At 57.5% G+C, this 13,155-nt stretch carries 9 protein-coding genes; 2 read left to right on the forward strand and 7 right to left on the reverse strand.

Annotated features, from left to right (window positions below; translation table 11 throughout):
• Positions 1-60: 60 nt before the first annotated feature.
• Positions 61-2,424, reverse strand: coding sequence for an LPS assembly protein LptD (gene lptD, locus SERS4_RS0104115; protein ID WP_017891581.1), 2,364 nt, complete (start codon positions 2,422-2,424; stop codon positions 61-63).
• 228 nt (positions 2,425-2,652) lie between these two features.
• Here lptD and djlA point away from each other — a divergent pair, with 228 nt between their 5' ends.
• Positions 2,653-3,474, forward strand: a complete 822-nt coding sequence (djlA, locus tag SERS4_RS0104120) for a co-chaperone DjlA (RefSeq protein ID WP_017891582.1) — start codon at positions 2,653-2,655, stop codon at positions 3,472-3,474.
• 57 nt (positions 3,475-3,531) lie between these two features.
• Here djlA and rluA read toward each other — a convergent pair whose 3' ends face one another.
• The 3 genes from rluA to SERS4_RS0104135 form a co-directional block, all read right to left on the reverse strand.
• A complete protein-coding gene (gene rluA / locus SERS4_RS0104125) occupies positions 3,532-4,182 on the reverse strand; it encodes a bifunctional tRNA pseudouridine(32) synthase/23S rRNA pseudouridine(746) synthase RluA (protein ID WP_012005180.1) in 651 nt (216 codons plus the stop codon).
• Between the two features lie 56 nt (positions 4,183-4,238).
• The gene (rapA, locus tag SERS4_RS0104130; protein WP_012005181.1) at positions 4,239-7,145 is read right to left on the reverse strand and encodes an RNA polymerase-associated protein RapA; all 2,907 of its coding nucleotides are present in this window, start codon (positions 7,143-7,145) and stop codon (positions 4,239-4,241) included.
• A 264-nt stretch (positions 7,146-7,409) separates the two neighbouring features.
• Positions 7,410-9,773 carry a DNA polymerase II gene (locus SERS4_RS0104135; RefSeq protein ID WP_017891583.1) on the reverse strand — a complete coding sequence of 788 codons (2,364 nt, stop codon included), beginning with the start codon at positions 9,771-9,773 and terminating at the stop codon, positions 7,410-7,412.
• Between the two features lie 184 nt (positions 9,774-9,957).
• Here SERS4_RS0104135 and SERS4_RS0104140 point away from each other — a divergent pair, with 184 nt between their 5' ends.
• A complete protein-coding gene (locus SERS4_RS0104140; protein WP_017891584.1) occupies positions 9,958-10,728 on the forward strand; it encodes a DedA family protein in 771 nt (256 codons plus the stop codon).
• Positions 10,729-10,865: 137 nt separating this feature from the next.
• Here the strand turns inward: SERS4_RS0104140 and ilvN are convergent, their stop codons facing one another.
• The 3 genes from ilvN to ivbL form a co-directional block, all read right to left on the reverse strand.
• Complete coding sequence (gene ilvN, locus SERS4_RS0104145) at positions 10,866-11,159, reverse strand: acetolactate synthase small subunit (protein WP_012005184.1); 294 nt, start codon at positions 11,157-11,159, stop codon at positions 10,866-10,868.
• A gap of 3 nt (positions 11,160-11,162) precedes the next feature.
• Positions 11,163-12,857: an acetolactate synthase large subunit gene (ilvB, locus tag SERS4_RS0104150; RefSeq protein WP_017891585.1), complete on the reverse strand. Its 1,695-nt coding sequence runs from the start codon at positions 12,855-12,857 to the stop codon at positions 11,163-11,165.
• A gap of 111 nt (positions 12,858-12,968) precedes the next feature.
• Positions 12,969-13,085 (reverse strand): ilvB operon leader peptide IvbL, encoded by a 117-nt coding sequence (gene ivbL, locus SERS4_RS26920; protein WP_371257883.1) that lies wholly within the window; start codon positions 13,083-13,085, stop codon positions 12,969-12,971.
• Positions 13,086-13,155: the final 70 nt, after the last annotated feature.

Raw genomic sequence — 13,155 nt, forward strand, 5'->3', positions numbered from 1 at the left:
TCCCATTATGTAATCCGCAAATGCGGGTTAAAGTTCTCGTTTTCAAAGTGTTACAAAGCATCAAAATGCACGCTGGTAAGGCAGAATGCCGGAACGCAACATTTCCGCGGAGCCCAGACTGTGATCGCTGCTCAGGCCACGCAGTTCGACGTTGAACGAAACTTTGTTGTCATAAACGCTGGTATTGTTGCTGCCATTCCAGTCGGTGATCTTACGCTCATAGCCCAAGGTCACTGCCCAGCAGCAGGTGTTGTACTTCACACCGAGCAACTGATCGGCGGACTGCTTGGCACGGGTGTCGTAGTAATAAGCCCCAACGACGGCCCAACGATCGGCGATTGGCCAACTGCCGGTGACGCCCACCTGCGAAATACCGTCCTGATAGGCCGGAACCTGCGTGGTGTTCAGTGCCGTTTCAATATACTCCGGCGTGGCGTAACGGTAGTTCAACTGCAGGACGCGTTCAGAATCCTGACGGTATTCCAGTACGCCGTTGCCCAATGAAACGCTATTAAGGCGCGTGTCATACTGCAGGCCGCCACGCAGGCCCCAACGATCGTCAATCTTCCAATAGGTGTCACCGGCCCAGGCCAGGCTGCCGGTATCATCATTGTTATCGTAGCCCGTGGTTTGGTCACCGGTACGGGAACGGCTGAAGTAGTAAATTTGACCCACGGAAGCGTTAAAACGTTCAATCAGCGCGTCATCATAAATTCGCGTGGTCAAACCGGTTGAAACACGGTTCTGTGAAGCGATGCGATCCAGGCCGCTGTAAGTACGGTCACGGAACAGACCGGAGTAGTCGGTTTGCAGCAGCGTGGTGTCGTAAGTGTAGATGTTGCTCTGGTCGCGATACGGCACATACAGGTACTGCATGCGCGGTTCCAGGGTCTGGGTATAGCCTTCGGACCAATCCATTGGGCGGTCGAATACCATCTTGCCGTCGACCTTGAACTGCGGCAACACGCGGTTGACCGAGTCTTCAAGACCTGGCGCATTGTTACCGGTACGGCTCTTGTAGTTGGCGGCAAAACCGTCTGGAATATCCTGCTGATAGTGGGTTGCCAGCAGTTTGGCTTCGGTGTTCAGACTGCCCCAGCCGTTGGTCAGCGGCAGGCTCAACGACGGTTCCATATGCAGACGAGTGGCGTCCGGGCTGTATGGGTTGACGCTGATGAACTTGGCCGCCTGGCCGTAAATGCGGAAATCGAACGGGCCGAGATCGTCTTTATAGTAGTTCAGGTCCAGCTGTGGCTGAACTTTATAAGAGTCGGATTGGCTGCGGTCAGTATCGTCGTAGATCTGGAACTGTTTGGAGCTTAACGTCGCGTCCCAGTTATCGATGGCGTAGCCGAGGCTGAATTTCTGCGTCGCATAGCCGTCGGTGGTGGAACCGTAGGTTGAATCCAGATCGGTAAAGTATTTGGAATCGCTGACCTTGGTGTAGTCGACGTTGAAGCGCCACACCTGGTCCATCACCCCATTGTGGTTCCAGTAGAACAACCAACGTTTACTGTCGTCAGGGTTGTCCTTGCTGTATTCCTTATCGTTCGGCAACCAGTCGAACTCCATCAGGCCCAGGCCCGGCTGCACCAGATAGCGGAATTCGTTCTGCAACTGCAGGCCGCGTCGGGACATGTAGTGCGGTGTGATGGTGGCGTCGAAGTTCGGCGCAATGTTCCAGTAATACGGCAGCATAAATTCAAAGCCATTGCTGCTGCCATATTTTGCGTTCGGGATCAGGAAACCGGAGCGACGTTTATCACCGACCGGCAATTGCAGGTACGGGCTGTAGAAAACCGGCACGCCGCCAATTTTAAAGCGGGCGTTCCAGATTTCCGCCACCTGCTCTTCGCGGTCGTGGATCACTTCGGTACCGACCACGCTCCAGCTGTCGTCGCCGGGCAGACAGGAGGTAAAGGTGCCGTTTTCCAAAATGGTATAACGGTTGGCGCCGCGCATCTTCATCTTGTCGGCATCGCCACGCCCCTGACGGCCTACCATCTGGTAGTCACCCTCATAAACGTCGGTATCTTTGTTGTTCAGGTTCGACCAGGCTTTCGGGCCTTTCAGCTTGATCTGATTGTCGCTGTAGTGCACGTCACCGGTAGCGGTCACGGTGCGCACCGGATCGGTCTGCCCCGGATTTTGCGTCTGGTTCAGTTCCACCTGTTTGGCGGTCAGGGTGCTGTTGCCTTGTTCAATATTCACGTTACCGGTGAACAGCGCACTTTTCGGATAGTCCGCGCGGGAGTCATCGGCGTGAATGGTGACAGGCAGGCTGTTGGGATCGCCGCTGACCAGCGGTTTATCATAAACAGGAACGCCAAGCATGCATTGCTCAGCAAGGTCAGCCAGAGCGTGCTGGCTGTAGAGTGCCGTCCAAATCAGTGTGGCCAGCAGTGTTGGGAAACTTTTTTTCATACGCGGTTTTGGTGTTCCGTCATCAGAGGCGTCATGTCCGGCAAACGGTCAGAGACTATATTACTCATCTGCGTTGCGCTAGTGTTAAATCCGGCCGTTTACTTGCGTCGTCGATAGGCGCAAAGATAAATGACAGGTATGATAATCCAAATCCTGAGAAAAATCGCCTTAACCCTTACCTAAGACGGAAGGGAGCAGTCGGCTTTCGGCATGATAATTGAGGAGTATATGCAGTATTGGGGAAAACTGCTCGGGGTCATCGTGGCCGTTTGGGCTGGCGCGGGATTCTGGGGTGTAGTTTTGGGGCTGATTGTCGGTCATATGATCGATACTGCGCGCAGCAATAAGCGTAGCCGGGGCTTTTTCTCCGGCCAGCAAACGCGGCAAACTCTGTTTTTCCGCACCACTTTTCAGGTGATGGGTCACCTGACCAAATCAAAAGGACGCGTTACCGAGGCGGATATTCAGATCGCCAGCCTGTTTATGGATCGTCTGCAACTGCACGGAGAAGCTCGAACCGCGGCGCAGCAGGCATTTCGTGAAGGCAAACAGAGTCAGTTTCCGCTGAGAGAAACGCTGCAGCAGTTCCGCAGCATTTGTTTCGGCCGTTTTGACCTGATTCGGATGTTTCTGGAAATTCAAATCCAGGCGGCATTCGCCGACGGTTCGCTGCATCCCAACGAGCGGCAGGTGCTGTATGTGATTGCTGAAGAACTGGGTATTTCGCGTGCGCAGTTCGATCAATTCCTCAGCATGATGGAAGGCGGGCGCCAGTTTGGCGGCGGTCAGCAGGGCGGTTATTCGCACGGCGGTTTCCAGCAGGCGCAACGTGGGCCAACGCTGGATGATGCTTGCAAAGTGCTGGGTGTCAGCAGTAGCGACGATGCCACCACCATCAAGCGCGCTTACCGCAAGCTGATGAGCGAGCACCATCCGGACAAGCTGGTGGCGAAAGGTTTACCGCCGCAAATGATGGAAATGGCCAAGCAGAAAGCGCAGGAAATTCAGGCAGCGTACGATCTGATCAAGCGTGAGAAAGGCTTCAAGTAAGTCTGATCCTGAATGCCAGATAAGGGCCCAGCATGCTGGGCCCGTCTTTAATCCCACTCAGAAATCCGGCTCGGCGCGAAAGTGCATGGGGGTCTGGAACGCCGGGTGGGTAATACGCAGTTCCTGGGCATGCAGCTGTAACCTGGGCGCCATGGCTTTGACTTCTGGCGGGGCGTAGAAACCGTCACCGAGGATTGGGTGGCCCAGCGCCAGCATATGCACGCGTAACTGATGCGAGCGGCCGGTAATCGGCATGAGTTTTACCCGCGTGCTGCCATCGGCGTCGCGTGACAGCACCAGATACTCGGTTTGCGCCGCTTTGCCCGTCTCGAAACACACCTTCTGCAACGGCCGGTTCGGCCAGTCACAAATCAGCGGTAAGTCCACCAGGCCTTCATCGTGCTCCAGATGGCCCGATACGCGGGCGATGTAAGATTTCTTCGGCTCGCGATCGCGGAACTGGCGTTTAAGCTCACGCTCTGCCGCCTTGTTCAGCGCCACCACAATCACACCGCTGGTCGCCATATCCAGGCGATGCACCGATTCTGCCGCCGGGTGATCCGCCAGGATGCGCGTCATCAGGCTGTCTTTATTTTCCGGGGCGCGGCCGGGTACCGACAACAGGCCACTCGGTTTGTTGACCACCATAATGTGCTCATCCTGATACAGAATATGCATCGGGCCTTGCGGGGGATTGTAGGGTTCCATCTAATTGGCTCCGCTGAAAGTGACAACAGGGGAACCGAAGTTCCCCTGTGCGCAGGTTACTGGTGAGTTACCACCACCAGACGGATAGCATCCAGACGCCATCCTGCTTCATTCAGGTTTACCAGCACCTGCTTGCGATTGAACTCCAGCGCTTCGACTTCGTCATCACGGATGTTCGGGTTGACCGCCTTCAGGGCTTCCAGACGCGCCAGCTCGGTGCTCAACTTGTCATCCGCTTCCTGTTTCGCCTGCTCTATCAATGCGCGTGCCTGCTCTTCAACCAGGCTTTCCGCCTGTTGCAGCATGGCATGCACATCCTGTTGCACCGCATTGACCAGTTTGCTGGAGGTATGGCGGTTAACCGCGTTCAACTGACGGTTGAAGCTTTCGAATTCAACCTGTGCCGCCAGATTGGTCCCTTTGCGGTCCATCAGCATACGGATTGGCGTCGGTGGCAGGAAGCGGGTCAGTTGCAGATGCTTCGGCGCCTGAGCTTCTACCACGTAGACCAGTTCGACCAGCAGGGTGCCGACAGGCAACGCTTTGTTTTTTAACAGGGAAACCGCACAGCTGCCGGTATCGCCGGACAGGATCAGATCCAGGCCGTTGCGGATAATCGGGTGTTCCCAACTGACGAACTGCGCATCTTCACGCGACAGTGCCTGTTCGCGATCGAAGGTCACGGTGCAGCCGTCCTGCGGCAGGCCCGGGAAGTCCGGTACCAGCATGTGGTCGGATGGCGTCAGGACAATCAGGTTATCGCTGCGATCGTCCTGGTTGATGCCGACGATATCGAACAGGTTAAGCGCAAAGCCCACCAGGTTGACGTCGTTGTCCTGATTGGCGATAGCCTCTGCCAGCGCCTGCGCTTTCTCGCCGCCGTTGGAGTGCATTTCCAGCAGGCGGTCACGGCCCTGCTCCAGTTGCACTTTCAGGTGGTCGTGCTGCTGACGGCAGTGGTGAATGAACTCATCCAGCCCTTCCTGCTCGGTCGGTGCCGCCAGGAAACCAATCAGCTGCTCGTAGCCGCTGTCATAAATGGTACGGCCGGTCGGGCAGGTGTGCTCGAAGGCATCCAGCCCTTCGTGGAACCAACGGCCCAGCACCGCCTGAGCGGTGTTTTCCAGATAAGGCACCATGATCTGAATGTCATGCATCTGGCCGATACGGTCCAGACGGCCGATACGCTGTTCCAGCAGGTCCGGGTTGAACGGCAGATCGAACATCACCAGGTGGCTGGCGAACTGGAAGTTACGGCCTTCTGAGCCAATCTCCGAGCACAGCAGCACCTGAGCGCCATCTTCTTCTGAGGCGAAGTAAGCGGCGGCACGGTCGCGTTCGATAATCGACAGGCCTTCGTGGAATACCGCGGCGCGGATCGCTTCACGTTCACGCAGCACTTGTTCAAGCTGCAGCGCGGTGGCGGCGTGGGCGCAGATCACCAGTACTTTCTCGTGGCGGTTGGCCACCAGGTAGTTCAGCAACCATTCAACGCGCGGATCGAAGTTCCACCAGGTGGCGTTCTCGCCTTCGAATTCCTGATAGATTTGCTCCGGATACAGCATATCGCGCGCGCGCGCCTCAACGGTTTTCTTCGCGCCCATGATGCCGGACACTTTAATCGCGGTCTGATACTGGGTCGGCAGCGGCAGTTTGATCTGGTGCAGGAAACGGTGCGGGAAGCCCTTGACGCCGTTACGGGTGTTACGGAACAGCACGCGGCTGGTGCCGTGGCGGTCCATCAGCATGGTGACCAGTTCCTGACGCGCCTGCTCACTGTTGTCGCTGTCGCTGTTGGCCGCTTTCAGCAGCGGTTCGATATCCTGCTCGTCGATCAGTTCGCCCAGCAGGTTCAGTTTGTCATCGGCCAGGCGTTCACCGCTCAGCAGCAGGGTGACGGCATCGGCCACCGGGCGATATTTTTGCTGTTCGGCGACAAAATCCTGGTAATCGTGGAAACGGTTCGGATCCAGCAGGCGCAAGCGGGCGAAGTGGCTTTGCTGGCCGAGCTGTTCCGGGGTGGCGGTCAGCAGCAGCACGCCGGGAATGTGCTCAGCCAGTTGTTCGATGACCTGATACTCGCGGCTTGGTGCCTCTTCGCTCCAGGCCAGATGGTGGGCTTCATCGACCACCAGCAGATCCCACTGGGCGTCGGCCAGCTCTTCCAGGCGCAGTTTGTTGCGACGGACGAAGTCCAGCGAGCAGATCACCAACTGTTCGGTTTCAAACGGGTTGCTGCTGTCGAGCTTGGCCTCGGAGTAACGGCTGTCGTCGAACAGCGAGAAATACAGGTTGAAGCGGCGCATCATTTCGACCAGCCACTGGTGCTGCAGGGTTTCCGGCACCACGATCAGTACGCGCTCGGCACGGCCTGCCAGCAATTGCTGGTGAATGATCATCCCGGCTTCGATGGTTTTACCCAAACCCACCTCATCTGCCAACAGCACGCGCGGCGCATGGCGCTGGCCGACTTCATAGGCGATATGTAACTGGTGCGGGATCAGGCTGGCGCGCATGCCGCGCAGGCCGGCAAATGGCAGGCGATACTGCTCGCTCTGGTATTTGCGCGCACGGAAACGCAGGGCGAAACGGTCCATACGGTCGATCTGGCCGGCAAACAGACGGTCCTGTGGCTTGCTGAAGGTCAGTTTGCTGTCCAGCAGCACTTCACGCATTGCCACACCGCTTTCCTGGGTATCCAGGCGGGTGCCAATATAGGTCAGCAAGCCGTTTTCCTCTTTGACCTCTTCCACCTGCAGCTCCCAACCTTCGTGGTTGCTGATGGTGTCGCCCGGGTTGAACATCACGCGGGTGATTGGCGAGTCATTTCTGGCATAGAGGCGGTTTTCGCCGGTGGCGGGGAAAAGCAGGGTAATCATGCGCGTATCCAGCGCCACGACGGTTCCCAGTCCTAATTCGCTTTCCGTGTCGCTGATCCAGCGTTGACCAAGTGTAAAAGGCATATATTGTCGGCTCGATTCTTTAAGTAAGTCTTGTTACCGGGCGAAAGGGCCGCGGCACCCGTATCAAACGTTGCTAATCCCGATTTATTTTAATATGGCGGGCAATAGCTATTCACCCCATGCATACATCGTGAGACGGCATGGGTGGAGTGTGGTCCAGAATTTGGGAAGGGCGCTATGGTAATGGAAGGCGGCGCGTTCGTCACCTGCAAAACCCGATGAATTTTTTTAACCCTTCGCAAAACCCGCAGAGTGGGCTGAATGCTAAAACAGGCCCATCTGCCCGGTCACCAGCGTAGTAAAATCGTCATGCAAAAATGGCAGTATAGCGTCTGCCACCGGTTCCAACTGGCGCTCCAGATAATGGGGGTAATCAATCGCCGACTGCTGGGTTTCCAGCGGTTCCGGCCCGGCCACGGTCATCACATAGCTGATCCAGCCGCCGTTCTGGTATTGCAGCGGTCGCCCCTGCTGACGATTATAGTCGTCGGCGATGCGGGCTGCGCGGACATGTGGTGGGACGTTGCGTTGATATTCGTCGAGCTTTCTGCGCAGGCGCTTGCGGTAGACCAGCCGATCGTCGAAATCGCCGTTAAGCGTTTGGCGAACGTATTCACGCACAAAATCCTGATACGGCTGGCGTTTGAAAATACGTTGGTAAAGCAGCTGCTGGAACTGCTGCGCCAGCGGGGTCCAGTCGGTGCGTACCGTTTCCAGCCCTTTGTACACCATCTCTTCGCTGCCGTCCGGTTTGGCGATCAGTCCGGCATAACGTTTTTTACTGCCCTGTTCGGCACCGCGAATGGTGGGCATCAGGAAACGTGAGTAATGGGTTTCGAACTCCAGTTCCAGCGCATTCTCCAACCCATACTGTTGTTGCAAATGCTGTTGCCACCATTGGTTCACCTGTTCAACCAATGTCCGGCCTATTTGCGCTGCCTGCTGCTCGTCATGCGGCTGTTTGAGCCAGACGAAGGTGGAGTCGGTATCGCCGTAGATCACCTGATAACCCTGAGCCTCGATCAGTTCGCGCGTCTGGCGCATGATCTCATGGCCGCGCAGGGTGATCGACGAGGCCAGACGGGGATCGAAGAAACGGCAACCGCTCGATCCCAATACGCCGTACAGCGCGTTCATGATGATCTTCAATGCCTGGGACAAGGCTTTGTTCTGCTGACGTTTGGCCGCTTCGCGGCCCTGCCAGATCTGCTCGACGATCGCCGGCAGGCAGTGTTTGCTGCGCGAGAAACGGGCATGGCGGAAACCGGGCACCGAATCGACATCGCCGGGGTGTTGCATGCCTTCAACCAGTCCGACCGGGTCGATCAGGAAGGTACGGATGATCGACGGGTACAGGCTCTTGTAATCGAGCACCAGCACCGAGTCATACAGGCCGGGCTGTGAATCCATCACAAAGCCGCCGGGGCTGTGCTCTTCCGGCTGCTCGCCAAGGTTGGGGGCGACAAAACCCAGCCGGTGCATGCGCGGCATATACAGATTGCTGAATGCGGCGACGGAACCGCCGCTGCGGTCGGCCGCCAATCCGGTCACCGTGGCGCGCTCCAGCAGGAAGGTCAGCAAATCGGTCTTGGCGAAGATTTGCGTCACCAGTTCGCAGTCTTTGAGGTTGTAGCGTGCCAGCGCTGGTTTATCTTCGGCGAAGCGCCGGTCGATTTCTGCCATTCGCTGGTAGGGATTGTCGATCGACTTGCCTTCGCCCAACAGCGTCTGCGACACATGTTCGAGGCTGAAAGAAGGGAAGTTCCAGGTGGCGGATTTCAGCGCCTCGATACCGTCGATTATCAACCGACCGGCAGCGGAGGCGAAAAAGTGGTTCTGTTTGAAGCCGTGTTCACGCCATTCGAGCAGGTTGCCACCGCGGCCCAGTTTTAGCGGAATTTGGTAACGCTCAGCGTGTTTTTGCAGCACCCGTAAATCGAACTGCACCAGGTTCCAGCCAATGATGGCATCGGGATCGTGCCGCTCCAGCCACTGATTCAGCCGTTCCAGCATTTGCGGGCGGCTGACGCAGTACTCCAGGTCAAAATCCAGCGCTTCATTGCCCCCGTTCGCCGGCCCGAGCATGTACACCTGGCGCTGACCGCAACCTTCCAGCGCGATCGAGTACAGCTCGCCGTGGGCGGTGGTTTCAATGTCCAGCGAGACCAGTTTCAAGGTCGGGCGGTATTCCGGTGCCGGTTTCATTTGCCCGTTGATCAACGGGCCATTGCCGTTGGCCTGGCCGCTGAACCAGACCGGTGCGGTGATAAAACGCTCCATCAGGTAGCGTTCCGGCGGGCGAATATCGGCCTCATAGAGGTTAACGCCGCCGTCTTTCAGCAGCCTTTCCAGTTTGATCAACTGACGATGCTGACGGCAATACAGCCCCAACACCGGGCGATGATGGAAATCGGTCAGCGGCAACGGTTTTAGCTCCCATTGCCGCTCTTCCCGCAGTAACAGCTCGGCGCGTTGGCGCTGTTCGGCCGGGATAAAGGCGACCGAAGTCTGCGGTGCCAGGCGAAGTTGCTGCGGGCCGCTGTCGGTCGCCAGCCAAAACTCCACCTCGGTGCCGGCGGGTGTATCACGCCAGTGGCGGGTGAGCAAGAAACCCTGTTGGAGTGACATCGCGCTGTTCCTGACAAGCTAAGCTATAAGGGAGAAGACATAAGTTATAGTATGGGTTTTTATACAGTAATTGTCCATTGCCGCACAGTTCTGCCAAAAACGCATACAATTCACCGGTTGACTCGTTCCCGGCCGCACCTGACAATCCCACGCCCACGCGCTTTGGATAACCAACAGAGGTTTAATGGAAGCCTATTTACAGCATTTGATTACCCAGTCTTTGGCTTTCACTCTGATGGTGGTCATGTTCGTCGCGTTTCTGGAATCTCTGGCGCTGGTAGGGCTGTTGCTGCCCGGTACGGTGATGATGGCCAGCATCGGCGCGCTGATCGGCAGTGGCCAGGTGGACTTCTATTATGCCTGGGCGGCGGGGATCGTCGGTTGCCTGCTGGGGGACTGGATCTCCTACTTTATCGGCCGCGCTTTCAAGGGGCCGCTGCACCGCTGGTCGTTCCTGAAAAAGAACAAGGCGATGCTCGACAAGACCGAGCACGCGCTGCATCAACATAGTATGGCAACCGTTTTGATTGGTCGTTTTGTCGGTCCGACGCGCCCGCTGGTGCCGATGGTGGCCGGAATGCTGGACTTGCCGCCGTACAAATTCGCATTGCCGAACATTATCGGCTGTATCACCTGGCCGCCGGTCTATTTCTTCCCGGGCATTCTGGCCGGCGTGGCCATCGACATTCCTGCCAGCGCCAACAGTGCCTTATTCAAATGGCTGCTGTTTGCCGTGGCGATGCTGATTTGGCTGGCCGCCTGGCTGAGCTGGCGCTGGTGGCGTGAAGGTAAACGCAGCAATGACCGCTTGAGCCGCTGGCTGTCGCCACTGCGGCTGCGGATAGCCTGCGTGTTGAGCTGGATCCTGGCGTTCGGCACCTTTTATTACCTGTCCCTGCAGCCGCTGATGCCGGTTTACCGGCATTTGCTGTGGAAGGTGCTGTCCGGTCAGTGACAAGGGGTTATTCGCCCCAGACTGTGACAAAGCCCGTTATTAGGGAGAGCGTGCCGAAGGGGTCGTAGCGGCTTGTCCGCCGGAGCGCCCCTCGGTGCGCTAGGCCCGGGTATCTCGGGTTCAAAGACAACTTTAGATTACTGGAAGAAGGCCTCCAACTGTTCAAACACCCGCACGTCCTCGCTGTGGCGTTTTACCTGCAGTACATCTTCGAGTTTTTCTACCTGGCTTATCATCTGCATCAGCCGCTGATCGTCCGCCACCAATAGCCAGATACGGCTCTGTTTGCCGTCTTTCAGCGGCAGACACAAAATACCCTCTACATTGAAGGCGCGGCGGGCAAACAGGCCGCACACGTGCGACATCACGCCGGGATGGTTACGTACCGTCAGTTCCAGGATCACCTGTGGATTATTCAATTGTTCTGACATGGCTTATTCTCCAATCATGTCGATGTTGGCGGCACCCGGCGGCACCATCGGGAAGACTTTTTCATTGATATCAATCAGCGCGTGGATCAGACAAGGACCAGGCCGTTGGATCGCCTCGGCCAGCGCGGCTTGCGGATCTTCTGCGGCGTTCAAATCACAGGTGTCCAGCCCGAAACCGGCGGCAATCTTGATAAAGTCGGTACGCTTGGGATAGGCGGCGGCAAAGATGCGCTGCTGGTAGAACAGCGTTTGCTGCTGATGCACCAGCCCCAACGCCTGGTTGTTCATCAGGATAATTTTCACGTCCAGATCATGCTCGACGGCGGTGGCCATTTCCTGAATGTTCATCATCAGGCTGCCGTCACCGGAGAAGCACAGTACCTTGCGCTGCGGTTCGGCCAGGGCTGCACCTATCGCTGCCGGCAGACCGAAGCCCATGGTGCCCAATCCGCCGGAGGTCAGCCACTGGCGCGGACGGCTCAGCGGGTAGGCCTGCGCCACCCACATCTGATGCTGGCCGACATCGGTGGTGATAATGGCGCTTTCATCCACGCAGCGCGCAGCAGCCAGCACCAGCCCATAGTGGCTCAGAGGATCTTCGGCATTCGGCATGCTGAACGGGAACTCGCGCTTCAGGCCGTTGACGGTCTCCAGCCATTCGCTGCGCGGCTGTGCCTCAATCTGTGGTAACAGCTGTTGCAATACCTGGCCAACGTCGGCGTGAATGGCAATGTTGGCCTGCTTGACCTTGCCCAGTTCGGCACGGTCGATATCCACGTGAATGATGGCGGCGTTCGGACAGAACTGTTCGGTTTTGCCAATCGCCCGATCGTCAAAGCGGGCACCCAGTACGATCAGCAGATCGGCCTCTTGCAGAATAAAGTTGGTGCTGCGTGCGGCATGCATCCCCAGCATACCCAGCGACAGCGGGTGCTGCACCGGCATGGCACCCAACGCCATCAGCGTCATGGTGGTCGGCAGGTTGGCGCGTTCCGCCAGCTCAATCGCCTGTTGGTAAGCATTGGCGCAAATGATGCCACCGCCCAGGTACAGCACCGGGCGTTTGGCCCGGTTGATCATCGCGGCGGCCTGCGCTACGGCTGCGGTCTCGAAGGCCGGTGCCGCGTCGGGAATAGCTATCGGCGGCAGTTCATCCAGAGTGATCACCGCGGTTTGCACGTCTTTCGGCACATCGATCCACACCGGGCCAGGGCGGCCGGATTCGGCAATACGGAACGCGTCGCAGATCACCTGCGGCAGTTCACGGATATCGCGAACCAAATGGTTGTGCTTAGTGATAGGAATCGAGATGCCGTAGGTATCAACTTCCTGGAAGGCGTCGGTACCGATCATCGAAGAGGGTACCTGGCCGGTGATACACACCAGCGGGATGGAATCGAGCTTGGCGTCGGCGATAGCGGTGACCAGGTTGGTGGCACCCGGCCCGCTGGAGGCGATACACACCGCCGCCTTGCCATTGGCGCGTGCCATGCCCTGTGCCATAAAGCCCGCGCCCTGTTCGTGGCGGGCCAGTACGTGATGAATGCGGGTGCTTTGGCTCAGTGCGTCATACAGCGGCAGTGCAGCGCCGCCGGGAATGCCGGCAACGGTGGTGATGCCCTGACGTTCCAACAGGTGGACGATCAACTGTGCGCCGGTGAAGCTGTTGCCTTGCTGTGGCGTGCCCGAAATTGCCATGTTCCTATCCTTTCTCAAGGCCGGTTCGCTTTTCTGGGCAGGGGACTGAAACTAAAAACCCCGCCCGGTTTGCGCCGGCGGGGTTTGGGAATCGATGCGTTGATTCGGACCCTACGGCGCATTGCCGACGACCACCACCACACGCACGACGACCATCACCGCGGCTGGTAGCGCGGTAACTAGTAGGGTCGAAGTCAGCGAGGATGCGATCACAAGGAACCTTATCATCAGTAAAAAAAGTCAGGTTTTTATAAAACCACAGGCGCAAAATTCACACAACAGGTTTATTTGCGCAGCA

This window comes from Serratia sp. S4 (assembly GCF_000347995.1).
Taxonomy (GTDB): Bacteria; Pseudomonadota; Gammaproteobacteria; order Enterobacterales; family Enterobacteriaceae; genus Serratia; species Serratia quinivorans.